Source organism: Arthrobacter zhangbolii, from assembly GCF_022869865.1.
GTDB classification, from domain to species: Bacteria; Actinomycetota; Actinomycetes; order Actinomycetales; family Micrococcaceae; genus Arthrobacter_B; species Arthrobacter_B zhangbolii.
This window is the reverse complement of the sequence record NZ_CP094984.1, coordinates 686,391-708,782: the sequence shown is the minus strand read 5'-3', so window position 1 is coordinate 708,782 and position 22,392 is coordinate 686,391. Positions and strand designations below refer to the sequence as shown.

The 22,392-nt window shown below is 65.7% G+C and carries 25 protein-coding genes; 11 read left to right on the top strand and 14 right to left on the bottom strand.

All coding sequences use genetic code 11. The features are described 5' to 3' along the window. Nucleotides 1-20: 20 nt before the first annotated feature. The 7 genes from chvE to MUK71_RS03335 all read right to left on the bottom strand — a co-directional run bounded on the left by chvE (nt 21) and on the right by MUK71_RS03335 (nt 7,002). Nucleotides 21-1,136 (bottom strand): multiple monosaccharide ABC transporter substrate-binding protein, encoded by a 1,116-nt coding sequence (gene chvE / locus MUK71_RS03365; RefSeq protein ID WP_269436346.1) that lies wholly within the window; start codon nt 1,134-1,136, stop codon nt 21-23. Between the two features lie 210 nt (nt 1,137-1,346). Further along, nucleotides 1,347-1,739 (bottom strand): hypothetical protein, encoded by a 393-nt coding sequence (locus MUK71_RS03360; protein WP_227929154.1) that lies wholly within the window; start codon nt 1,737-1,739, stop codon nt 1,347-1,349. A 228-nt stretch (nt 1,740-1,967) separates the two neighbouring features. After that, nucleotides 1,968-3,215 carry an MFS transporter gene (locus MUK71_RS03355; RefSeq protein WP_227929155.1) on the bottom strand — a complete coding sequence of 416 codons (1,248 nt, stop codon included), beginning with the start codon at nt 3,213-3,215 and terminating at the stop codon, nt 1,968-1,970. Nucleotides 3,216-3,334: 119 nt separating this feature from the next. Next, nucleotides 3,335-4,210 (bottom strand): MBL fold metallo-hydrolase, encoded by an 876-nt coding sequence (locus MUK71_RS03350; protein ID WP_227929156.1) that lies wholly within the window; start codon nt 4,208-4,210, stop codon nt 3,335-3,337. A 29-nt stretch (nt 4,211-4,239) separates the two neighbouring features. Further along, complete coding sequence (locus MUK71_RS03345) at nt 4,240-5,304, bottom strand: maleylacetate reductase (protein WP_227929157.1); 1,065 nt, start codon at nt 5,302-5,304, stop codon at nt 4,240-4,242. Nucleotides 5,305-5,306: 2 nt separating this feature from the next. Continuing rightward, nucleotides 5,307-5,951: an alpha/beta hydrolase gene (locus tag MUK71_RS03340; protein WP_227929158.1), complete on the bottom strand. Its 645-nt coding sequence runs from the start codon at nt 5,949-5,951 to the stop codon at nt 5,307-5,309. Between the two features lie 88 nt (nt 5,952-6,039). Beyond that, nucleotides 6,040-7,002 (bottom strand): VOC family protein, encoded by a 963-nt coding sequence (locus tag MUK71_RS03335; RefSeq protein ID WP_227929159.1) that lies wholly within the window; start codon nt 7,000-7,002, stop codon nt 6,040-6,042. Between the two features lie 277 nt (nt 7,003-7,279). Here MUK71_RS03335 and MUK71_RS03330 point away from each other — a divergent pair, with 277 nt between their 5' ends. From MUK71_RS03330 to MUK71_RS03310, 5 genes are all read left to right on the top strand, one after another. Continuing rightward, entirely contained in the window at nt 7,280-7,648 is a 369-nt protein-coding gene (locus MUK71_RS03330; protein WP_227905512.1) for an ArsR/SmtB family transcription factor, read from the top strand. Continuing rightward, a complete protein-coding gene (locus MUK71_RS03325) occupies nt 7,645-8,151 on the top strand; it encodes an SRPBCC family protein (RefSeq protein WP_227929160.1) in 507 nt (168 codons plus the stop codon). The genes MUK71_RS03330 and MUK71_RS03325 overlap by 4 nt, the downstream gene beginning before the upstream one ends. Then, complete coding sequence (locus MUK71_RS03320; RefSeq protein ID WP_227929234.1) at nt 8,151-8,636, top strand: SRPBCC family protein; 486 nt, start codon at nt 8,151-8,153, stop codon at nt 8,634-8,636. Before MUK71_RS03325 ends, MUK71_RS03320 begins: the two co-directional genes overlap by 1 nt. Before the next feature lie 5 nt (nt 8,637-8,641). Continuing rightward, nucleotides 8,642-9,067, top strand: coding sequence for a VOC family protein (locus tag MUK71_RS03315; protein ID WP_227929161.1), 426 nt, complete (start codon nt 8,642-8,644; stop codon nt 9,065-9,067). Nucleotides 9,068-9,211: 144 nt separating this feature from the next. Beyond that, nucleotides 9,212-9,775, top strand: a complete 564-nt coding sequence (locus MUK71_RS03310) for a hypothetical protein (RefSeq protein ID WP_227905516.1) — start codon at nt 9,212-9,214, stop codon at nt 9,773-9,775. A 75-nt stretch (nt 9,776-9,850) separates the two neighbouring features. Here the strand turns inward: MUK71_RS03310 and MUK71_RS03305 are convergent, their stop codons facing one another. Further along, nucleotides 9,851-10,474: a hypothetical protein gene (locus MUK71_RS03305; protein WP_227929162.1), complete on the bottom strand. Its 624-nt coding sequence runs from the start codon at nt 10,472-10,474 to the stop codon at nt 9,851-9,853. 230 nt (nt 10,475-10,704) lie between these two features. Here MUK71_RS03305 and MUK71_RS03300 point away from each other — a divergent pair, with 230 nt between their 5' ends. Then, nucleotides 10,705-12,075: an amino acid permease gene (locus MUK71_RS03300; RefSeq protein ID WP_227929235.1), complete on the top strand. Its 1,371-nt coding sequence runs from the start codon at nt 10,705-10,707 to the stop codon at nt 12,073-12,075. On the opposite strand, the gene MUK71_RS03295 is transcribed toward MUK71_RS03300, so the two are convergent. Together MUK71_RS03295 and MUK71_RS03290 are read right to left on the bottom strand one after the other, a co-directional pair. Further along, on the bottom strand, nt 12,076-12,381 hold the full coding sequence (locus MUK71_RS03295) for a hypothetical protein (RefSeq protein WP_227905519.1): 306 nt from the start codon (nt 12,379-12,381) through the stop codon (nt 12,076-12,078). It abuts the gene before it with no gap. A 77-nt stretch (nt 12,382-12,458) separates the two neighbouring features. After that, nucleotides 12,459-12,740: a hypothetical protein gene (locus tag MUK71_RS03290; RefSeq protein ID WP_227905522.1), complete on the bottom strand. Its 282-nt coding sequence runs from the start codon at nt 12,738-12,740 to the stop codon at nt 12,459-12,461. Nucleotides 12,741-12,890: 150 nt separating this feature from the next. Here MUK71_RS03290 and gluQRS point away from each other — a divergent pair, with 150 nt between their 5' ends. Together gluQRS and MUK71_RS03280 are read left to right on the top strand one after the other, a co-directional pair. Continuing rightward, complete coding sequence (gene gluQRS, locus MUK71_RS03285) at nt 12,891-13,787, top strand: tRNA glutamyl-Q(34) synthetase GluQRS (RefSeq protein WP_227929163.1); 897 nt, start codon at nt 12,891-12,893, stop codon at nt 13,785-13,787. Nucleotides 13,788-13,815: 28 nt separating this feature from the next. Beyond that, nucleotides 13,816-15,600 (top strand): glycoside hydrolase family 15 protein, encoded by a 1,785-nt coding sequence (locus MUK71_RS03280; RefSeq protein ID WP_227929164.1) that lies wholly within the window; start codon nt 13,816-13,818, stop codon nt 15,598-15,600. Between the two features lie 18 nt (nt 15,601-15,618). Here the strand turns inward: MUK71_RS03280 and MUK71_RS03275 are convergent, their stop codons facing one another. Continuing rightward, a complete protein-coding gene (locus MUK71_RS03275; protein ID WP_227929165.1) occupies nt 15,619-16,614 on the bottom strand; it encodes a GmrSD restriction endonuclease domain-containing protein in 996 nt (331 codons plus the stop codon). Between the two features lie 142 nt (nt 16,615-16,756). Between MUK71_RS03275 and ppk2 the strand changes: the two genes are divergently transcribed. Next, a complete protein-coding gene (gene ppk2 / locus MUK71_RS03270) occupies nt 16,757-17,779 on the top strand; it encodes a polyphosphate kinase 2 (RefSeq protein WP_227905530.1) in 1,023 nt (340 codons plus the stop codon). A 48-nt stretch (nt 17,780-17,827) separates the two neighbouring features. Here ppk2 and MUK71_RS03265 read toward each other — a convergent pair whose 3' ends face one another. Then, the gene (locus MUK71_RS03265; protein WP_227929166.1) at nt 17,828-18,679 is read right to left on the bottom strand and encodes an NmrA/HSCARG family protein; all 852 of its coding nucleotides are present in this window, start codon (nt 18,677-18,679) and stop codon (nt 17,828-17,830) included. Between the two features lie 211 nt (nt 18,680-18,890). Here MUK71_RS03265 and MUK71_RS03260 point away from each other — a divergent pair, with 211 nt between their 5' ends. Both MUK71_RS03260 and MUK71_RS03255 read left to right on the top strand, forming a co-directional pair. After that, nucleotides 18,891-19,613, top strand: coding sequence for a FadR/GntR family transcriptional regulator (locus MUK71_RS03260; RefSeq protein WP_227929167.1), 723 nt, complete (start codon nt 18,891-18,893; stop codon nt 19,611-19,613). Between the two features lie 9 nt (nt 19,614-19,622). Beyond that, nucleotides 19,623-20,408 (top strand): alpha/beta fold hydrolase, encoded by a 786-nt coding sequence (locus MUK71_RS03255; RefSeq protein ID WP_227929168.1) that lies wholly within the window; start codon nt 19,623-19,625, stop codon nt 20,406-20,408. A gap of 4 nt (nt 20,409-20,412) precedes the next feature. Here the strand turns inward: MUK71_RS03255 and MUK71_RS03250 are convergent, their stop codons facing one another. Both MUK71_RS03250 and MUK71_RS03245 read right to left on the bottom strand, forming a co-directional pair. Next, entirely contained in the window at nt 20,413-20,991 is a 579-nt protein-coding gene (locus MUK71_RS03250; protein ID WP_227929169.1) for a GNAT family N-acetyltransferase, read from the bottom strand. Between the two features lie 9 nt (nt 20,992-21,000). Continuing rightward, nucleotides 21,001-22,197, bottom strand: coding sequence for a cation:proton antiporter domain-containing protein (locus MUK71_RS03245; RefSeq protein WP_227929170.1), 1,197 nt, complete (start codon nt 22,195-22,197; stop codon nt 21,001-21,003). Nucleotides 22,198-22,392: the final 195 nt, after the last annotated feature.

Genomic DNA, 22,392 nt, shown 5'->3' with positions numbered 1-22,392 from the left:
TTCAGTAGTGGAGAACGGGGTCAAAGCCCGGCGTCGGAGGCGGACATAAAGCCCGAGTCCACCAGCTCTTTCTGGACCGTGTCCTTGGTGACCACCATCGGCTCCAGGATGTAGGTGGGAACCACCTTCACCCCGTTGTCGTAGGTCTCGGTGTCATTGACCTCCACCTCGTCACCGGCCACGATCGCATCCACCATGGTTTCCACCTGGCTGCCGAGCTGGCGGGTGTCTTTCCACACCGTCATCGACTGCCGGTCCCCCTGCATGGCCTGGACATTGGCGACGTCGGCGTCCTGGCCGGTGATCACCGGCCAGTCGGTGCCGGGCTCATAGCCGGCGGCATCCAGGGAGGATTCAATGCCCAAAGCGAGGCTGTCATTCGGGGACAGGACCACATCCACTTTTTTGTCCCCCGTGTAGAAGGACTGCAGCCGGTTATCCATTTCCGCCTGGGCGTCCGCGGACTTCCAGCCGAGGATGCCGATGGAGGTCCACCCGTCATTGCTGGTGGGCGATTTGCCGGAGGGAACCACCAGCTGCCCGCTTTCCACGTACGGAAGCAGCACGTCCCAGGCGCCGGCGAAGAAGAACCTGGCGTTGTTGTCATCCGGGCTGCCGGCAAACGGCTCCAGGTTGTAGGGTCCCTCGCCGTTGGCCAGACCCAGCTCCTCTTCGATGAACTCGCCCTGCAGCTGTCCCACCTGATAGTTATCAAAGGTGGCGTAGTAGTCCACGGCGTCGGTGCCGTTGATCAGGCGGTCGTAAGCGATCACCTGGATGTCCTGGTTCTTGGCATCCTCCAGGGTGGGGCCCAGGACCTCGCCGTCGATGGCCGCGACCACAAGGATCTTCGCACCGCCGGCCACCTGGTTCTGGATCTGGCTGATCTGCTGGTCGGTCTTGTCGTCCGCGTACTGCAGGTCCACCTGGCAGCCCTTGGCCTCGAGTTTTTCCTTCAGGCCCTCGCCGTCATTGATCCAGCGTTCCAGGCTGCGGGTGGGCATGGCGATGCCCACGTTGCAGGAGGCTGCTTCCCCCTCCCCCTCCTCGCTGGATCCTGCCGGTGCGCAGGCTGCCAGTCCGGTGGCGAGTCCCGCGGCCAGGAAGATGGCCGAAACATTCTTCATTGTGCTCATGCTGAAGCCTTCGAAAAGGATCCCGCAGTCGGAAGACGGGGGCCGTGCGGCCGGGAACCGGCGTCACGGCCGCGGCTGGCGGCGGCTGGATCAAGCGGATACAACGCTGTAGCACCTGTTGCCGGGTCCAGCCCGTCAACTATTTGTAGGCGCGGACAACTTATCCACGTGATCTCCGCTTACACAAGAGAAATTTGCCGGTTTCGGCGGTCAGATTCCGGTAGGCTGCCCGCGCACCGCGGACCAGCGGGCGTTGAGGGTGCCGTCGCCCACGGGCTCCCAATCATTGGTTTCGAACAGGGAGGCCACGGTGTCCCGGTTCAGGTCCGGAGTAACGCCGTCTATTTCGGCGGTGGGATAGCAGACCCACAGCACCCCGCCGGATTCCACGGATCCGGCGGCGGTGGCCAGCTCGTGGGCCAGGTCAGCGGCAGTGGAGACGAAAAGGATCACGACGTCGGCGGGGAACCGTCCGTCATCCTCCGCAAGGAACGCACCGGCCGGAACGAACTCCGCCGCCTCCGGACGCCCGTGGGCACCGTAAACGGTGACGCGGGAGTCCGCAGGAATGTTGAAGGGGGAGGCGGATGGTTCGGGGGTCATATGCATGCTCCTGCGTGAGACTGTCGGTGGCGCGTCGGCAGGGGGGTTCCACAACGGTTCCGCAGCGTGACTCCCCCGAGCCGGCGTTTCCCATTCTTTCAGGTTTGCCACCGTTCATGCCCATCGACAGCCCACTTAGTGTTCGGGATCTCTGCTGACGGGGTGTTCAGCGTGCAGGTAATGCTGTCTGCCGCCCGCCCCGGCTGCGTTGACTATGAACGGGTGCCCCTAGACCGCCTGGCCGTCCGGGGACACCCGGGGGTCCGCTGTATCCGCGACGGGCCGCCCGGGGCGCGGGATGACCGCCACGGCCACCACTCCCAGGGCGGCGGCGAGCGCAAAGACGTAGAACCCGAACGGATAGGCAATCCCCGCCGTGACCAGGGCTCCGGTCAGCCACGGGCCCACAATAGCGCCCAGCCGCCCGACGCCGGCAACAAACCCCATGGCTGAACCCACCACCGCGCGGGGATACAGGTATCCGACGAATCCGTAGACCAGGACCTGTGCGCAGAAAACAAAAACGCCGGTAACCAGAACCACGGCATTCAACAGCAGCGAACTCTCAATCCGGATACTGAGGATGGCCAGCAGCACCGCAGCCGCACCGAACCACGCCATGGTGGTTCCTTTGGGCCCGCGTTTGTCCGCGACCCGGCCGCCAATCAGCAGCCCGATCACCGCGCCGACGTTCAGTACCAGCAGCAGCACCAGCGAGGCGGACACCCTATAGCCGGCCTCCCGCATAATCTGCGGCAGCCAGGTGTTCAGGCCGTACACGAGCATGAGCCCCATAAACGCAGCCACCCACAGGCCCAGGGTTATCCGCAGATACGGCGGGCGAAGCAGGTCTCCCAGCTTCACCTGCGCGGCCCCCTTCTCCTTGGCGGCCAGATGCACGGATCCCGTCTCCGGCAGGCGGAACCACATCACGACGGCGGCTGCCAGCCCCAGGGCACCGCCGGCATAGAACAGCCACCCCCAGTGCTCACGGAAGATGATCGCCAACACCGAGGCCAGCACGGCGCCGCAGTGGTAGCCGGTCATGGTGATGGTGCTGGCATTGGCCTTCGCGTTCTCGGAAGCCGCTTCCTGCATGGCGGTGATGGCCACGGGCATGCACCCGCCCAGACCCAGACCGGCGATAAACCGGACCACCCCCATCAGTGCAACGCTGGGCATCAGCGGCAGCACGAGGGTGAACAGGGAGAAAACCACCACGCACAGGATCAGTGGGACCCGCCGGCCCCAGCGGTCCGACAGCGGGCCGATCAGCGCGGCGCCGATACCCACGCCCACCAGGGAAATGGTGGAGACATAGGTTGCACCGGCCGCGGTGATGCCCACGTGCCGGGTATCCAACAGGGTGGGAATGGCGGCCCCCAGCGCCACAATGTCATAGCCCTCAAACACCACGGTGAGCCAGCACAAGGCTACGATCCAGCGCCGCCGGGGCGTCATGACCTGTTTCTGCATGATGCGCTTCCTTCGTATGCTTGCCGGTCCGCAACCGTGCCGGAGGGCGAGCCAGCTCCGGTTCATCTGCACAGCGACGGCGGTACTAACGTGGCGCTCAGTGTACGACTGTGCGGGGGTCAGGTGAAGAAGCGGACGCCGTTGCCGGCCAGCCCTGTCCGTCCCGGCACCGGTGCCAGCCCCGGCCGGGCGGACCGGCTGGCGCGGCTGCCGGTCACCGAGGTCCGGCGCACCGCCTCCACCGCATCACGGACAGGCATCCGGAGCGCGGGACCGTGCCCGGGCAACAGCAGGCCGGCGTCCAGTTTCGCCAGGACCGCCAGCGACCCCTGTACTCCGGCACGGTGGTGATGGAACATCGGGTGCAGCAGCTGCGGGCCGTTCCGCGTGCTGATGCCGTGGCCGGTCACCAGTGCGTCCCCGGTGGCCACAGCCCTGGCCGCCGGCAGATAAAACGCCGTATGCCCTGGCGTGTGACCCGGCGTCGGTACGGCAACCGGCCCGCCCGGCAGCGAAGCCAGCAACGCGTCATCCCAGACCTCAGCCGATGGAACAGGCACCGCTTTGGAACCGCCGGACTGCAGCGCGCGCACCGTCCAGCGCAGCACCCTGGGCCGCCAGGCACGGGCCAGTATCTGCAGCGGTGACACCTGGAATTTAACAACACCCGTCATCTGCCGGTGCTCGGCCGCGCTGCTGAACACCGGCGTGCCGTAACGCCGGGCAAAATGTGCGGCAGCGCCGGTGTGGTCCACGTGCGCGTGAGTGATCAGGAGCGCGACGGCGCCGCCCGGGTCCAGCCCGACGGCGCGGATGGATGCCAGGACCCGGGGCAGGTCGCCCCGGTAGCCGCCGTCGATCAGGGTGAACTCCTGGCCGCGACGCGCAATGATCCAGTTCGACGCCGGACCCTCCACGAAGAAGATTCCAACCGCCGGTTCGGTAAGTTTCCACGCGGCGGACCGTTTCCCGCCGGACCGGACTTTGCTTGTCATTTCCCTCCCCGTTTCACCCGTACCGGCGGCTATGGACTTTCGGGTGTTCCCGCCCAGGCAGCCGTGAGCAGCTCGGTGAGCTCCGCAGGGGTGGCCTGCCGCGGATTCGATGCGGGGATGAGGGGCAGGATGAGTTCCACGGCTTCGGGTATGTTTTGCTCCGCAAAACCGTAGTTTTTGAGTGCTGCGGGCGCGCCAACGTCGGCACGGAGGTGGTTCAGGCCGGTGAGCGCGTCCTCGGCACCGAATGCGCCGGCGATCCGGGCAGCAGCATCCGGAGCCTGGGGTGCATTGAATGCGAGCACGTAGGGCAGCAGGATGGCGTGGGTCTGCGCATGGGGCAAGTTCCAGGTGCCTCCGAGGACATGGCAGATTTTGTGGTGCATCCCGGCACCAGCCGAGGATAGGGCTACCGCTGCGAGGTATGCACCGTACAGCAACAGTTCCCTCCCGGGCAGCTCCTGCGGGTCCGTGAAAACCGAAGGCAACCCGCTGCTCAGCGCCCGGATACCCTCTGCCGCCAAGGCCTTGTTGATCGGGTCCGCCCGGGGCGCCCACATCGAATCGATACAGTGGGCCACGGCGTTCAACCCGGAGGCCACTGATAGATCCACCGGGAGGGAGAGAGTCAAAGCGGCGTCATAAATGACGGTCGTCGGCAATACCCCGTCGTCAACGCCGGTGGTCTTGCGGGAAGCTTCGGTCAGACCCCAGATGTTTGTTGCCTCGGAACCGGAGTACGTAGTGGGGACAGCAACAATGGGAAGGCCAGCGGTCATGGCAACGGCTTTCGCCAGTCCGGTGGCCGAGCCGCCTCCGATGCTCACTATCAGGTCAATTTGGGAATTGGCCGCAGCGGACCTCGCAGCCTCGGCTTTTTCGATCGGCACGTGCGCTGCCACATCGGAATATTTGAGTGCCACGTCGATTCCGGAGGAAACATCAGCAGCGTCCGTGTCCCCCCTCGCCGATGCGATCACCATTACCCGCTTCGCGTTGATCCTCTGGACCTCGGACGCCAGGTTTTCCGCCGCTTTGCCGGAGCCGAACAGCACACGCTGGCCAAGGGTCACATGTTCAAAAGCCAGGGCCATTATCAGTTGCTCCTGCTACTGGACGTGCGCTGCCTGAGGTAGCGGCGGATCATCCGGATCGAATCGTCATTGAGGTGATGCTCAGGATCGTCGTAGGTTGTCAGTTCCACCGTGGCCCCGAGCGAACGGAAGGCAAGGGCCGTGGCTTCGACACGATGGAGCGGGACCCAAGCATCGTCCTGGGACGTCAAGAGCTCCACGGCCAATCCGGACAGGTCGGGATTCACCGGCCATGCCCGTGGGGCCGGGCCAAGGTAGCCTCCGGTGTGCAGAACCGCCCCGGCCAGAGGCGGGCGCTCTCGCAATAGGTACTCCGACAATAGGCATGCGCCTTGGGAAAACCCCAGTACGCCGACCGGCGGCCCGTCCCGGCCCAACAGGACAGCCAGGTGTGAGCGGACAGTCTCCAGTGCGACATCCAGCTCCGGTTGATTGTCTTCAATAGGCGCCAGGAAGCTCTGCGGGTACCAGCTTTTGTTGTGGGCGGCCGGCAGAACCCACGCGAGGTCGGGCAGGTCCACACGGTCCGCGACGTCCTTCATGAAGTCAGGGCTCTGTCCCCGCCCGTGCACTGCATAAACAACCAACGAGGCATCGGATGGTCCGTACCAGAGGGGATCCTGGCTCAGGTGGGGGTTGGACGGCACGGATCCTCCTTAAAGACATGGTGCACGGCTGGCCGGGGGTTTCCCGGCACCGGGCAGGACCCCGCGCCGCCCGGTGCATGCATAGTGGTCAGCCTTCATCCGTAGTGATGGGCTCAAGCTGGGACATGATGTGTTCGCGTTCGTGCTCAAACCGCGGCGGCAGCATGAACGCCCGGCCCAGTTCCTCAGGAGACTCATCGCAGTCCCAGCCGCCGTCCTCGTGAGTCACCGCGAGCTCGAACAACGCCCCTCCGGGGGACCGGACATAGTGGGACTTGAAGTAGGTGCGGTCCTTGAGCTCGGAGATGTCGGTGTAACCGGCGCCTTCGATGTCGAATTTCGCCTCTTCCTGGTTCTGCAGTGTGTCGAAATTCCACGCAAAGTGGTGATACGTCCCGGCACCGTAACGCCACGTTCCCTGGGCGTCGGTGCGGTTGCCGGTGAGCTCTATCCAGTTGCCGAAATCGCTCTTGCCCACCCGGAAACGGGCCCGGTCGCCCTCTTCCAGAATCTGGTCCCGTGCAAAGAATGCCTCGCTGCCAAAATCAACCATTCGGTCGGCGTCGTAAACATGTATACCCACGCCGTGGATACCGTGGATCGCAGCGGTGTCCGGCACGCCATGGCCGGTGAAACCCCGGCGGGAGTCCCCGGCCGTGCCCACCAGCTGGTACTCCAGTCCGGACGGGTGGTGGAAGGTTAAGCGTCTTTCCCCGAAGATTTCCGTCTGTGCATTCTCGATGCCGTGGTCCGTGAGGCGCTGTGCCCAGAAGTCGAGGGACCCTTCCGGAACAGCCAGCAGCACCTCCCGGGCCTGGTTGGTGCCACGGGTGCCGAAAAGGCCGTGCTGGGCCCACGGAAAAGTTGTCACCACCGAGGAAGGATCTCCGTCGGCATTGGAGTAATACAGGTGGTACACGGGGGCGGATCCGTCGTAGAGCACGGTCTTTTTGATAAAGCGCAAGCCGAGGGCCCGGGTGTGGAAGTCTACGTCCTCTTGCGCCCCGCCCACGGAGAGCGTCACGTGGTGGGAGCCGATGAGATATGCCATGACAGGTCCGTCCTCAGTGCCGTGTGAGATGTACAGAGAAGGGCGACCGTACCCGCAGGGAAACCAGTGCGGATGCGTAGTTTTCCGGATTGGATCCGGCGTCCCGGCGTCCGGACGGATTCTCTCAGGTCCGGCGCGACGCCGGCCGTTCGGAATTGTTTTTCCAGCACACCCTTGACCTTCCTGGACACCGTGCGTAGCTTCGTAATCAACCGCAAGGTTGAACAACCAGTACCTTGACTACAAGCAACGTGCTTTACAGAAACAGACCAGGCGCATGGACTCCCACAGCGACGAACCCCTTCTGGACCAGGCCTTCCTGGCCCTGGCCGATCCGGTCCGCCGCCAAATCATTGCCCGGCTCTCCCGGGGTCCGGCCACGGTCAACGAACTGGCGGAACCCTTCGAGATCTCCAAGCAGGCGGTCTCGAAGCACATCCAGGTCCTCGAGCATGCCCGGCTTGTCACGCGCAGCCGTGACGCTCAGCGCAGGCCCGTCCATCTGAATCCCGCACGGTTGGAGGCGCTCACCGCCTGGATCGGCCAATACCGGCTGGTCCGCGAGGAGCAGTTCCGCAGCCTTGACGCCGTGCTTCACGCACAGGCCGCAGCGAAAGGCGGCCCGCAGGCAAAGGATCCATCATGACCAACGCACTGCAGCTTTCCGTCCCCGACGGTGTTCCGTTCATCGATTTCAGCCGTGAAGTGGACTACCCCGTCGCCCAGGTGTTCCGCGCCTACGCCGACCCTGACCTGATCCTCCAGTGGCTGGGGCCGCGCGGAATGAAAATGGAGATCAACCACTACAACTTCCGCACCGGCGGCTCCTACAGCTACATCCACACCGGACCGGACGGGGTGCCCTACGAGTTCCGCGGGATTTTCCACACCGTCCGGGAAAACGAAGCCGCCATCCAGACCTTCGAGTTCTCCGGCTACCCCGATGTGACCAGCCTTGAGTTCATGACACTGACAGCGCTCGACGGCGGCCGCACCCGGATCACTGCCCACGCCGTCTACCCGTCCATGGAGGCACGGGACGGGATGGCCGCCTCCGGCATGGAGGCGGGTGTCGCCGAGGGCTTTGACCGGATGGATGAACTTCTCGCCCAGCTCCAGCCGGAACCGCTGCAGGGACGGGGTGCGTGATGGGCAACCCTCTGACCCTCAACGCTCCGGCGGGCGAACCACTACTCGAATACCACCGGGACTTCGACTTCCCGGTGAGCGATGTCTTCCGCGCGCACACGGACCCGGACCTGTATGCCCGGTGGGTCGGGCCGCGGGACCTGGATACCCGAATAGATGCTTTCGAGGCCCGCAGCGGAGGGACCTACCGCTTTGTGCAGTCGCGGGGCGACGACGAATTCGCCTTCCGGGGCATGTTCCACACGGTTCGGCAGGATGAATTTGTGCTGCAGACCTTCGAGTTCGAGGGGTATCCGGACGTGGTGACCCTTGAATACTCCGCCTTTACGGCCCTGCCCGGCGGGCGGAGCAGCGTGCAGGGCCGCTCCCTCTATCCCTCCGTGGAATCCCGCGATCAGTTCCTGACCAACGGCATAGAGGACGGTATGTCGGCCGGCTATGACCAGCTGGACGAACTGCTGGCATCCGCCCGGACAGGAGGATGATCCGAATGGATTGGGCCCTCGAAGTGGTGCAGGTTCCGGTCAGTGACCTGGACCGCGCGGTGAGCTTCTACCGTGATCAATTGGGCTTTGTCCTGGATCACCGCACCACCACTGACCAGATGGATTTCGCCCAGCTGACTCCGCCGGGTTCGGGCTGCTCAATAGTCCTGGGCATGGCGCAGATGGCACCGGGGTCCCTGCACGGACTGCAGCTGGTGGTCCCTGATGCCCGGGCTGCCCGGCAGGAGCTGGTGGAGCGCGGTGTTGACGCCGGCGATGTCACGGTCATCGACCCGCGCGACGGCGGGACGCTGTTCGGGTTCTCGGACCCGGACGGCAATTCGTGGACGGTTCAGGAAATGAAGGTCCGCGCCGGCCGCCCCCTGATTCCCCTCGAGGCGCGCATCGGCTACGGCGCAGACCAGGACTGATGCTGAATGAATTAGGCGAAACACTATTGACAGACCGGAATGCCGGCCCGATGATGCCTTCCTTATGCTTGACACTCCTGTACTGAGGAGTAACGTGGGGGCTCCCCAAGGCAACGGGACGATTCCGTTGCACGAAGGAGCGACATGTTGAGCACGAGCAAGAGAACCGCCGTCCTACTGTCAACCGCCGGACTCATTGCCGGCTCCGTGGCCCTGGCACCGTCAGCAGCCGCTGCAGGGACCGAGTGCGGCCCCGGTGATGTGAAAACAGGCTTCGACCACCATGACGTCACCACCAGTAAGGAAGCCGTCTCCTCGGTCACGCTGTCCAATGCTTCCGGATTCGACGTCCCCGTCTCACTGACTGCGCAGACCCCCGCCACCGCCACCGCTTCGGTGTCCGGTTCTGTTCCTTTGGGGCAAATCCTTGAGCCCCTGCAGGCACAGGTCAACGCCGACGCCTCCCTGAGTAAAAGCTGGAGTCTCCAGGATCCACTGCAGCTTTCGGGGCCGGTAACGCTCGGCCAGTCGAAGATCGCGACGTACGGCTTCGACATCGTGTCTTTCTCCGGATCGCAGCAGATCTGCCAGCTGGACGGACAGTTCGGCCCGCCGAACCGCTTTTCCGGCACCGCGCCCACGGGCAACTACATCGAGGAATACACGGTGCCCTACGTTCCGCAGACGGTGCAGCCGACTGTTCCGTAGCCCCGGCAGGTCCGTATGGCCCACAGGGCGGAGCTTCCACGCCGGAAGCCCGCCCTGTGCTGTACCTCCGGGCGCCTACTTCACCGCCCAGTCCACCTCGTCATCCTCCTCATTGACCCATATATAGGAGCCAATCCGAATGGTGGCCCCGGCGAGGTCCTCCGACGGCACGTCCATGCAGGTCTGGAACTCCGCGGTGTCACCGTTGGCCATGGCCGGAACGTTGTGCATGGGTTTGGCCATCAGCGCCTTGCACTGGCCGTATTCGCTCCCGTCCGCAGCGACGAACTGGATCTGGAGATCCTCCGACGGTGTCCCGCTGCCGGTGCCCAGATATTCCGCGCTGATGTCCACCAGCACATAGTTTCCCTGCGGGTCTTCGTTAAACGCCGCGACAGATTTGAGCTCCTCGGTGGCATCAGTGTCCACGCCGGTCACCGTCAGGTTGTAATCGGCCACCTGCTGGGCCGTTCCCACCTCCGGTGCACCGGACTCGGCAACCGGTTCCTCGCCGTCGTTGTCCCGGGACAGGACCAGCCCGGCGATGACCGCGAGCACGGCGAGGAGGAGTACGCCCGCCAGCAGGAGATTCCGCCGCCGGCTGCCGTTTGCCGGTTCCGGCTTTTCCTTGTGCGGTGGCGGCGGGGCCGGCGGTCCTGCCGGCGGATAGGCAGTGCTGTGGCCCGAGCTGTTGTCCATGGTTGTCCCCCCATTGGTGCGTGCAGTTGGGACGAGTCTACAAAACGGTGCGCAGCGTCGAACGGCACCAGGCTCGGGAACAGCCGGTGAAAAGGGAGCCGCCGGCAGCAGGCGTACCATGGATAGGCCGACTATTCGGTTGATCCCCCAATCTCCAAGGTGCGTTGTCTTTGAAGTCCTCCTTTACCCAGGCCTTGGCCCGCGGGCTGAATGTCCGGCACATCCGTTTCATGGCGCTCGGCTCGGCCATCGGCACCGGCCTGTTCTACGGTTCAGCGTCCGCCATCCAGTCCGCCGGTCCGGCCGTACTGCTGGCTTACATGATCGGCGGCGCGGCTGTGTTCCTGGTCATGCGCGCCCTGGGCGAGATGGCCGTCCGGCACCCGGTCTCCGGGTCCTTCGGCCAGTACGCCAGCCGCTACCTCGGCCCCTTCGCCGGCTTCATCACCGGCTGGACCTTCGCCTTTGAAATGGCGGTGGTGGCCATTGCAGACGTCACCGCGTTCGGCATCTACATGGGCTTCTGGTTCCCGGACGTGCCGCGCTGGATCTGGATTTTGGCGGTGGTCCTGCTCATCGCGGCACTGAACCTGATGCGGGTGAAGGTGTTCGGCGAGACCGAGTTCTGGCTGTCCATCCTCAAGGTTTCGGCCATTATTGCCATGATCGTAGGCGGCATAGCGATCATCGTGTTCGGTTTCGGGCTCGACGACGGCGCCACCCCGGGCATGGACACTCTCCTGGGCTCCGGCGGGTTCTTCGCCAACGGCTTCTGGGGCCTGTTGGCGTCCTTCTCGATTGTTATGTTTGCCTTCGGCGGCATTGAAACCATCGGCATCACCGCAGGCGAGGCAGAGAATCCGAAGAAGGCCATCCCGGCGGCCGTGAACACCGTCCCGTTCCGGATCCTGCTCTTCTACGTATGCACCCTGGCCGTGCTGATGATGATCTTCCCGTGGCAGGACATTGACGGCTCCACCAGCCCCTTTGTGCAGATCTTCGATTCGCTCGGCATTCACGCCGCGGCGCACATCCTCAACGCAGTAGTCATCACCGCTGCCCTCTCCGCGATCAACGCCGACATTTTTGGTGCCGGACGGATGATGTACGGGCTGGCCCGGCAGGGCCAGGCACCGGCGTCGTTCGCCAAGGTCTCCCGAAACGGCGTGCCGTGGATGACCGTGGCGGCCATGGCCGTGGTGCTGCTGGCCGGGGTGGTGCTCAACGCACTGCTGCCCGAGTCCCTGTTCACCATCATCGCCTCGATTGCCACCTTCGCCACCGTGTGGGTATGGCTGATGATCCTGCTTTCGCACATCGCCATGAAACGGGAGATAGCCCGGCGGAACCTGCCGGCGTCGGAGTTCGGCGTGCCGTTCTGGCCGGTGGCCTCCTACGCCGCGCTGGCGTTCATGGTGTTCATTGTGGTGCTGCTCGGCATTATGCCGGGCACCCGGGTGGCGCTGATTGTCGGCGCCGTCTGGATTGCACTGCTCTTTGTCGCCTACCGCCTGTGGGTGCGCGGCGACGGGCGGGTGCGCGCCGAACTGGCCGACGAAACCGGGGTGGACCGGGAAGCACCCCTTCCCGGACGGGTCTAGTCAGCCCCAGTGGATGGCGGTGGCAATGATCGAGGCAATCAGCCCCGCCAGCGCCAGAATTCCGCCGAGCAGCCGGTTGGGCAGGTCCAGCCAGGACGGCCGGTTGGTCAGGAAGGTGTAAAGCCCTGTGCACAGGGCTATCAGTCCGGCCGAGCCGAGCAGTCCGGTGAAGCCTGTCGCCACCCCCTGGGCAATGATGAGCAGCAGCATCACCAGGCCCACCACCACAATGGTCCACCGTGATCCGCCCGTCGTGGTGCTGCGCCGTCCGGATGATGAGCTGCGTCCCGCGTAACCACTTGTCATGATCATCCCAACCGGGGCCGCCGTCCCGCCCAGCACGGAAAGCGGCGGTTGCCTCTTCGCGGAATACGGTACTCCGCTCACCCCGGGAAAAAGCTGGACGTCCCGTGTGAATCCGAGGCCGGACCCCGCTGCGGCAGGTGCACGGTGCGGAAGAGGACAAGCTGGAACGGACCGAGCCCCAGCGTGATGACGGGCCAGTCCAGTTTCACGGCGGACCGCAAAGCAGCCGGTCGCTCCCGTTGCCGGTCCCGGGCCGGCAGCCGTTCACGCCTTAGCCGCTGAAAGCCGTTGCGCCGCTCGGCGTCCTCGGTTCGTTGTCGGTGCTCCAGCCGGGCAAGTTCCAGCTCCATGAGTCCCATGCCTGCCACGCTAGGCACTCCCCCGGAAACTTCCCACGCCTTTGCGGACACCTCCGGTCCGCTGGTGTGAGCGGCCTTCCAGGACCCGCGTTGCGCCGGCACCAGGGTGCGGGTGGCCCGGCCGGAGCCGCAGGTTTATAGACTGAGGGGGTGCCTACCTCCGACGCCGCCGGCCGCTTCGCCCCCAGCCCCACCGGAGAGCTGCATGTGGGCAACCTGCGCACCGCCCTGCTGGCCTGGCTGTTCGCGCGCAGCACCGGGCGGCGGTTCCTGCTCCGGATGGAGGACCTGGACCGGGTCCGTTCCGGCGCCGAAGCAGCGCAGCTGCGTGACCTGGCCGCCGTCGGGCTGGACTGGGACGGCGGGATAGTCCGGCAGTCCGAACGCGGCAACCTCTACCTCGAAGCGATCAACCGGCTGCGCAGGGACGGACTGGTGTACGAGTGCTTCTGCACCCGCCGGGAAGTGGCGGAGGCTTCCTCCGCCCCGCATGCCCCGCCCGGTGCCTACCCCGGTACCTGCCGGAACCTCACCGAGGAACAGCGCGCGGTACGACGGCGTGAGCGGCCCGCGGCGCTGCGCCTGCGCGCGCAGGTGCCCGGGTTCACGGTGACCGATGAGCTGCACGGCGAGTACACCTCCGCCGTGGATGACCTGGTGCTGCTGCGCAATGACGGGGTGCCCTCCTACAACCTGGCCGTGGTGCTAGATGACGCCCTGCAGGGCATCGACCAGGTGGTGCGCGGAGATGACCTGCTCAGCTCCGCACCGCGGCAGGCCTACCTGGGCTCCCTGCTCGGGGCTCCCCCGGTGCGTTACGCGCATGTGCCGCTGGCCGTGAACACCGCCGGACAGCGGCTGGCCAAGCGCGACGGGGCGGTCACCCTTCCGGACCTTGCCGCCGCCGGTATTGACGCTGATGCCGCCCGGGAACTCATTCTGGGCTCACTGGGACTGCCCGGGACCCTGGACGCCGCACTGGCGCAGTTCGACCCGGCACGGATTCCGCGGGAGCCCTGGATTTTCGAGGCACGCAAAACCGCCTGACCGCCTAAAGCATTACGAGGAGCTGCACATGACACTGCCCCAGCCGGACCGCGTGGACGGGTACGTCGATCTGCGCTCCTACGCTGCCATCGGTGACGGACGCACCGTGGCACTGGTTGCCCTGGACGGATCGATCGACTGGTATCCCACGCCGGATCTGGATTCCACCCCGGCATTCGCCCGTCTGCTGGATGCGGCGAACGGCGGGCAGATAGAGCTGCGGCCCGCTGCGGATTTCACCGTGGAACGCTCCTACGTGGAGGGCACCAATGTCCTGGCCACCACCTTCTTCACGGACACCGGAAGCGTGCGGGTCACCGATTCGCTGAACACGGGGGTGGCCGGCCGGCTGCCGTGGGGTGAACTGGCACGGCGGATCGAGGGGCTCGACGGCGAGGTGGAGATGCGCTGGTCCGTTGCCCCGGGCAGCAGTTTCAATACCGCCTCCCCGTGGGTGCAGCATTCCGTGCACGGGCCCGTGCTGCAGGTGCAGGGCACCACCATGGCCGTCCGTGGCCGGGATATCGGCGAGGAGCAGGCCTCCGACCGGGACCTCAGCGGTACCTTCACCACCGGTGCCGGGTCACGTCACCTGCTGGCTGTGGTCTCCACCCATGAGGAACCGCTGCCGCTGCCGGACCTGGACACCATTGACGACGGCGTTGACCGCACCATCGCGAACTGGCAGGACTGGTCACGCGAGTTCCAGTACGACGGTCCGTGGGCGGACGCCGTCGAACGCAGTGCGCTGGCGCTGAAGCTGCTGCTGCACAGCCCCACCGGGGCCATTGCCGCCGCGGCCACCACGTCACTGCCCGAAAACGTGAACGGCGGAAAGAACTGGGACTACCGGTTCGCCTGGGTTCGCGACACGGCCTACACCCTGAACGCCATGATCCGCTTCGGGCTGCGCGAGGAAGTCCATGCGGCCGTCTCCGGGATGCTCAAAAGCGTGCGCGAACAGGGCACGGATTTGAAGGTCTTCACCCGGCTCAACGGCAGCCGCGCCGATGGCGCCGAGGTACTGGATTTGCCCGGCTGGCGGGGCATCGGGCCGGTGGTCAACGGCAACGACGCCGCCGCGCAGCTGCAGATGGGCGTCTTTGGGGACCTGTTCAACATTGTGCAGCTGTACGTGGATGCCGGCCATGTCCTTGATACCGGCACCGGCCGCTACCTGGCGGACCTGGCGGACCTGGCCTGCGATGTCTGGCAGCGCAAGGACTCCGGCATGTGGGAACTGGACGAGGAACGGCACTACACCACCTCCAAACTGGGGGCCTGGCATGCGCTCAGCTGCGCTTCCCACCTGGCGGACCTGGGCCAGATTCCCGGCACCCCCGAACGCTGGCGGGCCGAGATGGAACGGATCCGGAACTGGGTGGAGACCAACTGCTGGTCCGAGGAGCGCGGCAGCTACGTCTGGTATCCCGGCACCGACCAGCTGGACGCCTCCATCCTGCTGCACGCCATCAGCGGGTTCGACCGCGGGGAACGGATGAATTCCACGCTGGACGCACTGCGCGGCGAACTGGGCCGCGGACCGCTGCTCTACCGGTTCAGCGGCGCCGAGAAGGAGGAAGGAACGTTCGTCGCCTGTGCCTTCTGGATGGCCGCCGCCCTGGACTGCGTGGGCCGCCGGGACGAGGCCGCAGCGCTGATGGATGAGCTGGTGCCGCTGGCCAATGACGTGGGCCTGTACACCGAAATGATCGCCGAAGAGGACTCCTCATTCCTGGGCAATTTCCCGCAGGGACTGTCTCACCTGGCACTGATCACGGCTGCCCTGACACTGGGCGAGGACCGCGACTGACAGGTCTGGCAGGTTCGGCTAGGACTCGCAGCCGACGCCGTCGCCGTCCCGGTCAAACTTGGGATCCCAGCCGGGATCGCCGGTGCGGATGGGGGCGGCTCCGGCGGCCTTCACCGCTGAGCAGTTGGCATAAACGGGCGCTGCGTCACCGGCGAAGGGAGCAGTCCCGGGCCCGGGCTTGACGGCTGCCTCGGCCACGCCTGCCCCGGTCCCGGCAGCGACCGACGCGGACGCGGTTCCGGCACGCTCGGGCACCGGCTGGTCCGGGCAGCCGGCGAGCACGGTCGCGATGGCGTCATGCTCGGCCTGGGTCATCCACAGCCGGTATTCCGCCTTGACCGCAGTCTGCCGGGCCACGTATTCGCACCGGAAGGCCTTGTTCGCCGGCAGCCAGGTGGCGGCGTCGCCGTCGGACTTGGCGCCGTTGGCCGGACCGTCCGCGGCCATCAGGTTCAGCGGATCATTGGCGAACAGCCGCCGCTCCTCGGCGCTGAGCTGCTGCGCCCCCTTCTGCCAGGCGTCGGACAGTGCCACCACATGGTCAATCTGCACGGCGGTGCTGGTGGTGTTGCCGCGGACAAAACCGATGGTTGCCCCGGTGTACGGGTCCAGGAAGGTGCCGGACGCAACGACGCATTCCTTGGTGCCGTCCTTGTAGACCACGTCCACGAGGTCGCGGGCGAGGATGTCATTGCGGGTGTCGCAGCCGTTGCGGTCCGTGTCCGCCCAGGCCGGCCCGAACTGCTCACGGTCATAGCCCGTTTTCGGTGCACGGCCCTTGATCGGGATGCCGGCGAGCTGCTCGAGTGCCGTGCCGGCCGCGGCCGACGGTGCCGGCGTTTCGGCCGGTGCCGCGGCGGAATCCGCGGGCGTCTCCGTGACGGCGGGGGCTGCTGCTGCGGACGACGGCGCGGCGCCGGGAACACTCTCGGCAACAGGGGTGCAGGCGGCGGCGCCGAACAGGACCGCGGGCAGGGCAAGAAGGGACAGAACTTTGGTGCGTAGTGAAGTCATCGCCCTCAATTATCGGCCGCGCGTCCTGCGCTTCCGTTCAGGCGCGCCGCACAGGCCCGCCCGTGATGGAGACCGGGCAGCCTCTTCCAATCAGGTGGCCGTCCCGCGTAAGTTCGGATAACGAACCGTCGCAGGAGGGGCCATGCCAACAAATAAGAGCACCCGTGAAACACCGAAGGATGCCTCCCCTGATGGGCTGGGTGAAAACGGCCGGAAAGACGTACGGCGGGTTTCCGTTTCAGAGGACTATGTCGAGGAACTCGAAGAGATCCAGGAACTGAACCGCAAAGGCAAAAAGGTCAAGGTCAAGGCTGACGATGATGCCTGGCGGCAGAACTACCCCTATGACACCAAACTCAGCCGGCGCAGCTATGAGCGGCAGAAACGGCTGCTGCAGATTGAACTGCTGAAGATGCAGCTCTGGGTGAAGGAAACCGGCCAGAAAATGCTGTTGATTTTCGAGGGCCGGGACGCCGCAGGCAAGGGCGGTGCCATCAAGCGCTTCAATGAGCATTTGAATCCCCGCGGCGCCCGCGTCGTGGCCCTGGAGAAACCCACTGCTGAGGAACAGACGCAGTGGTACTTCCAGCGGTATATCCGCACCCTGCCCAGCGGCGGGGAGATCGTGATGATGGACCGGTCCTGGTACAACCGGTCCGGTGTGGAACGGGTGATGGGGTACTGCACGCCGGCGCAGTATCTGGAGTTCATGCGTGAGGTGCCCGAGTTGGAACGCATGCTGGTCAACTCCGGCACGCTGCTGCACAAGCTGTGGTTCTCCGTGGGACGCGAGGAGCAGCTGGCCCGGTTCGCCGCCCGCGAGACGGACCCCGTGAAACAGTGGAAGCTCTCCCCTACCGATCTGGCCAGCCTGGATAAGTGGGATGCCTACACCGAGGCCAAGGAAGCCATGTTCTTCTACACCGACACCGGGGACGCCCCCTGGACGGTGGTGAAGTCGAATGATAAAAAACGTGCCCGGCTCGAAGCCATGCGCTATGTACTCAGCACCGTGGATTATCCGAACAAGGACACCTCCATTGCCCACGAACCGGACCCGCTGATAGTGGGACGGGCCGCCAACCACTTCGAAGAGGACGAGCAGTCACACGGCAGTTTCCCCGTGGTCCGGCCACAGGGCAACGCCGGCGCCTCGAGCTCGTAAGTTCCCTCCGCACGCTCTGCCCGTAAGAAGGCGTGCCTGCGGCTTCCCTCAGCGGGTGGCCAACCAGCCGTCCAGGTCCAGCGCACCGCCGGCCAGCGTGTTGGTTGCCTCGAAGTCCCCCTGATAGGCAGGCAGCTCACCGAACCAGCGGAACATCGCCTGCGAGTCAGCCTGTCCCTCCAGCGACTCCAGGGGAAGCGCCTCATACCGTCCGGGCCGGCCGGCGGTGGCACCGAGCACATTCGCTATCTCGCTTCCGGTCAGTTCGTCTCCGGCGATGCCTAGCGCGCCGCCGGGTACCGCTGACGGGTCCAGCAGCGCCGCAGCGGCCACCCGGCCGACGTCGCGCACGGCCACCATCTGCAGCGGAATCCCGTCCGGCAGGGGCATCCGCAGCACCGTTTCCCCGTCCTCTACTGTGGAAAGATACGGCAGGTTCTCCATAAAAAAGACCGGACGAACCACGGTGAGCCCCACGGGCAGCTCCCGCAGGTATTGCTCGGCGTCGTACTTGCTGTCGAAGTGCGGCACGCTGCTGTTCCGTTCGGCGCCGTCCACGGAACTGAAGACCAGGCGCCGGACGCCGGCCTCCACGGCGGCATCACCGAGCGCCTTGGCCATGGGCGGCTCCCCGGCCGGACCGGCGGGAGTGTTCATGGTGGTCATAAACCACAGTGCGTCCAAACCCTCCATGGCCGGACGGAGCGTCTCCGGGCGGTCCAGGTCCGCCAGGACCACCTCGGCGCCGCGTGCTTCCAGGTCCCTGGCCTGCTGAGAATCCGTCCGCCGCACAAGGGCGCGGACCCGGGCACCCTGCTCCAGCAGGGCCTCGGCGGTCGCTGAACCCTGTTTCCCTGTGGCGGCGAAAACGCCGTAAAGCTCAGTGCTGTTAGCGGACATGGGAATTGCTCCTTCTCGAGCCGAAATTGTCCGGTCACGCTATGACTGCGCGGGGGAATGCACAACCGTTTTACGCGTCCGGCGGAGCGGGAATAAACCATCAAAATAAGTGCATGCCGAATTTGATATTCCGCAGCCGCCCGGAACGTCCGGAGCGCAGGAAAGAACCCAATGCATAGAATGATCTGGTGATTCGAATCCCGGCCGCCGCATGACGTCAAGGCTGCATAACCTCGTCATTGAATCCGTGGGCACCCGGATTATTTCCGGCGACCTCGCGGCCGGTGACACCATGCACTCCGAGCACCTCGAGACCGAGCTGCAGGTGTCCCGTTCCGTAGCCCGTGAAGCCGTGCGCGTGCTGCAGTCCCTGGGCCTGGTGGAAAGCGTCAAGCGCGTCGGCATCCGGGTCCTGCCCGAAACCAGCTGGAATGTCTTTGACCCCTCCGTGATCCGCTGGCGGCTGGCCGCGGCCGGCAAGGGGGCCCAGCTGCGCTCACTTACGGAGCTGCGCTCCGCCGTCGAACCCGCCGCCGCGGAACTCGCCGCCCGGCATGCCCCCTCCGATCTCGGCGCCGAGCTGATGGCCGTCGCCGCCAAGATGCGTTCCGTGGGACGCGCCGGAGACCTGCAGCAGTTCCTGGACCTGGACATCCACTATCACGGGCTGGTGCTCGCAGCTTCGGGCAATGAGATGTTTGCCCGGATGCAGTCGATGATCGCCGAAGTGCTGCGTGGCCGGACCGACTACGGGCTGATGCCCGAGCGCCCGCATGAGGAGGCCCTGCAGCTGCACATGGACGTTGCCGACGCGATATCGGGGGGCGACCCCGAGGCCGCCCGCAGTGCCATGGACAAGATCATGCGCCGCACCATGGAGGAAGTTGGCAGTGTCTGGGCCGACGAACCGCGGATTTTTACGCAGCTGCCCTAGGATGATCCGGTGATAGCGCATGAGGTTGGGCAGGGCAGGCCGCTGGTTCTGGTGCACGGGTTCGAGCTGGACCACCGCAGCATGCTGCCCCTGGACGCCTCACTGGCCGAGGGCCCGTGGCGGCGCATCTACCTCGACCTGCCGTGGACCGCGCAGGCGGTTCCCGGATCCGTTGCGAGCGCCCAGGAGGTGGCCGACGGCGTCGTCAACGAACTTCGGCAGCTGCTGGGTGAGGAGCCGTTCGCGATCATCGGACATTCCTTCGGCGGCATGATTGCCCGCCATGTGGCCCACACGATGCGCAGCCAGGTGCTCGGGCTCGCCACGCTCGGGGCCGTCTTCACTGCCGACCACAACGAGCGGGTACTCCCCGCACCCGCCGTCATCCGTGCGGATCTTCCCGAGCAGGTGGTCGACGGCGATTTCCTGGGTATTGCCGTGATCCAGACTCCGGACACGCTTGCCGCGTTCAACGAGTTTGTCCTTCCCGGCCTGCGCGGAACGGATCCGCAGGTGACCGAACGGATTGCCGCGGACTACGCGCTGCAGCGGGAACCGGAGCAAGCGTATCCGGAACCGTTCGAGGCGCCGTCGCTGCATATCTTCGGACGGCAGGACCACGTCACCGGGTATGAGGACGGCCTGGCGCTGCGGGATCACTATGTGCGCGGGACCTTTGCCGTGCTCGACGCCGCAGGCCACCACCTTTACATGGAGCGCCCCGCAGTGGTTTCGGCGCTCGTAAATGACTGGCTGGCCAGCATCGCGGCACCCTCGCCCGCTCTGCCCCGCTAGCCCCCTACCCGGCGGCGGAAGCCCGGTACTCGTCCGCCAGCATGCCCAGCAGCACCTGGTCGTGGAAGGCTCCGCGGTGGAACACCGCGGCTCGGCGGCGGCCCTCTTCAGCGAATCCCAGTGACGTGTAGAGGTGCAGCGCCCGATGGTTGTAGGACCAGGTCTGCAGTTCCGCTTTGTGCGCCCCCATTTCCTCGAACACAATCCGCAGGCCCAGCCGCAGCGCTTCCCGGCCTATGCCCTGGTCCTGGAATTCCGGGCCGATGATGATCGCCACGGTGGCAATCCGCTCGGGCACCGCGATGCCCCAGACGCTGATATGCCCCACCAGCCGCTCGGCAGGGTTCACAATGCTGTAGCCGAATCCTGAGGGTGACTCGTTTTTGCTCCAGGTCCGGAACATGGCTGCTGCGGATTCCTCCGGCCGTGCAACCACCCGGTTTTGCTGCAGGATGGTCTGAGCCGGGTCATTCCACCACTCGGCGAGGTGCCGCAGGTCCTGCTCCCGCAGTTCACGGAAGCGGACCCGCTCGCCCGTGAGCAGAGAGGCGGACCAGTCCTGCAGATCGCTGATGTTATTCACGCGGCGATCCTAACCCGGCCCGCCGGGGTTTGCAGCGGTCCATCGTTGGAAAGCCGCTACGAGCGGTTTGGCCGAGAACCCATGGGCGAAAACGCTCAGTCCCACGGTCACGGCCACAGTGGTGATAAGCGTGGTCGCTTCCGGGGTTCCGCGCTCAAAGGCCAACAGCCCGAACACCACCGAGGCCAGTCCTCTCGGGCCAAACCAGCCGATAAAGGCCCTGGTCTGCCAGGGGGCCCCACTGCCCAGCAGTGCGACGGCGACCGGCAGCATCCGGATAACGGTGAGACTCAGCACGGCGTAGGCAATCACCTGCCAGGTAATGTGCGGCAGTGCGGCCAGAATTGCAACGGCACCGAAGATCATCCAGGTTGCCGCCGCCAGCACCTGCCCCGTTTCCGCGGTGAAGCGGGTGGGCGCCACGATCCCGGGGCCGGAGGCCAGACGGAACGCCATACCGCCCACAAACGCCGCGATGAAGGCACTGCCACCGAGGGATACCGCTGCCGCATACGCGCCCAGGGCAACGGCCAGGCTAAACGGCTGGCGCCATTCGGGCTGAATCCTCTCCGCCGCAGCCCGCAGCAGGTACCCGCCAGCGGCTCCCACCCCAACCCCGGCCAGCAGGCCCCACCCGAGTTGCCCGGCAATGGCGGCCGCGACTGCCGAGGGGAGGCTGCCCTCCAGCGGTGCCATGGTGATGTCCAGGGCCACCAGGAAGAAGGGCACGGCAATACCGTCGTTCAGGCCGCTCTCCACGGTCAGTGCCTGGCGTACCGGGCCCGGCACGGCCGGGTCTTCGACCACGCGCTGGCCCAGCGCCGCATCGGTGGCGCAGAGCATCGCGGACAGGAGGAAGACGCTGGCGAGCGGAAGCTCCGGGAAGAGGAGAAATCCTGCCCCGAACCCAAGCACGAGGGTCAGCGGGAGGCCAATGAGCAGTAACCGACCCGGCCAGCCAAGACTGTGCCTCAGGACGCCAAGATCCAGCCGTGCGGCGTCGGTAAAGAGAAGGAAGACCAGGGCCAGTTCTGCCAGCCGCTCAACCGTGTGGCCTTCCACGTGGGCCGATCCGCCGAGCGTCGCGCCCAGGATGGTCCCGGCGAGCACGAACACCATCGCGCTGGTCACGCCGTGCCGGCTCAATGGCGACGAAAAGGCGCTGTAGGCCAGCATTACCGCGGCTGCGAGCAATAGCGGGGCCATCCTGTCCTCCGTAGCTGTTGGATCAGGCGTTCACGGGGCGGGGGCGGTCGGGCCTGCCCCGTACTCACCTTCCGGGATGCGTGCACCGTGAGGGTCGAGGGCGGAGGTTTGGGCTCACCGCTGGCCTAAGGAAGATCGCCGGCGGTAACCTGACCCCGCAGGGCCTGACCGAGGGAAGCAGCGAACTGCTGCAGA

What these genes read in the sequence shown, in the direction of transcription:
- chvE (WP_269436346.1), bottom strand. Translation starts at nt 1,136, where the DNA reads ATGAGCACAATGAAGAATGTTTCGGCCATCTTCCTGGCCGCGGGACTC.
- MUK71_RS03360 (WP_227929154.1), bottom strand. Translation starts at nt 1,739, where the DNA reads ATGACCCCCGAACCATCCGCCTCCCCCTTCAACATTCCTGCGGACTCC.
- MUK71_RS03355 (WP_227929155.1), bottom strand. Translation starts at nt 3,215, where the DNA reads ATGCAGAAACAGGTCATGACGCCCCGGCGGCGCTGGATCGTAGCCTTG.
- MUK71_RS03350 (WP_227929156.1), bottom strand. Translation starts at nt 4,210, where the DNA reads ATGACAAGCAAAGTCCGGTCCGGCGGGAAACGGTCCGCCGCGTGGAAA.
- MUK71_RS03345 (WP_227929157.1), bottom strand. Translation starts at nt 5,304, where the DNA reads ATGGCCCTGGCTTTTGAACATGTGACCCTTGGCCAGCGTGTGCTGTTC.
- MUK71_RS03335 (WP_227929159.1), bottom strand. Translation starts at nt 7,002, where the DNA reads ATGGCATATCTCATCGGCTCCCACCACGTGACGCTCTCCGTGGGCGGG.
- MUK71_RS03330 (WP_227905512.1), top strand. Translation starts at nt 7,280, where the DNA reads ATGGACTCCCACAGCGACGAACCCCTTCTGGACCAGGCCTTCCTGGCC.
- MUK71_RS03325 (WP_227929160.1), top strand. Translation starts at nt 7,645, where the DNA reads ATGACCAACGCACTGCAGCTTTCCGTCCCCGACGGTGTTCCGTTCATC.
- MUK71_RS03320 (WP_227929234.1), top strand. Translation starts at nt 8,151, where the DNA reads ATGGGCAACCCTCTGACCCTCAACGCTCCGGCGGGCGAACCACTACTC.
- MUK71_RS03315 (WP_227929161.1), top strand. Translation starts at nt 8,642, where the DNA reads ATGGATTGGGCCCTCGAAGTGGTGCAGGTTCCGGTCAGTGACCTGGAC.
- MUK71_RS03310 (WP_227905516.1), top strand. Translation starts at nt 9,212, where the DNA reads ATGTTGAGCACGAGCAAGAGAACCGCCGTCCTACTGTCAACCGCCGGA.
- MUK71_RS03305 (WP_227929162.1), bottom strand. Translation starts at nt 10,474, where the DNA reads ATGGACAACAGCTCGGGCCACAGCACTGCCTATCCGCCGGCAGGACCG.
- MUK71_RS03300 (WP_227929235.1), top strand. Translation starts at nt 10,705, where the DNA reads ATGGCGCTCGGCTCGGCCATCGGCACCGGCCTGTTCTACGGTTCAGCG.
- MUK71_RS03295 (WP_227905519.1), bottom strand. Translation starts at nt 12,381, where the DNA reads ATGACAAGTGGTTACGCGGGACGCAGCTCATCATCCGGACGGCGCAGC.
- MUK71_RS03290 (WP_227905522.1), bottom strand. Translation starts at nt 12,740, where the DNA reads ATGGGACTCATGGAGCTGGAACTTGCCCGGCTGGAGCACCGACAACGA.
- MUK71_RS03280 (WP_227929164.1), top strand. Translation starts at nt 13,816, where the DNA reads ATGACACTGCCCCAGCCGGACCGCGTGGACGGGTACGTCGATCTGCGC.
- MUK71_RS03275 (WP_227929165.1), bottom strand. Translation starts at nt 16,614, where the DNA reads ATGACTTCACTACGCACCAAAGTTCTGTCCCTTCTTGCCCTGCCCGCG.
- ppk2 (WP_227905530.1), top strand. Translation starts at nt 16,757, where the DNA reads ATGCCAACAAATAAGAGCACCCGTGAAACACCGAAGGATGCCTCCCCT.
- MUK71_RS03265 (WP_227929166.1), bottom strand. Translation starts at nt 18,679, where the DNA reads ATGTCCGCTAACAGCACTGAGCTTTACGGCGTTTTCGCCGCCACAGGG.
- MUK71_RS03260 (WP_227929167.1), top strand. Translation starts at nt 18,891, where the DNA reads ATGACGTCAAGGCTGCATAACCTCGTCATTGAATCCGTGGGCACCCGG.
- MUK71_RS03245 (WP_227929170.1), bottom strand. Translation starts at nt 22,197, where the DNA reads ATGGCCCCGCTATTGCTCGCAGCCGCGGTAATGCTGGCCTACAGCGCC.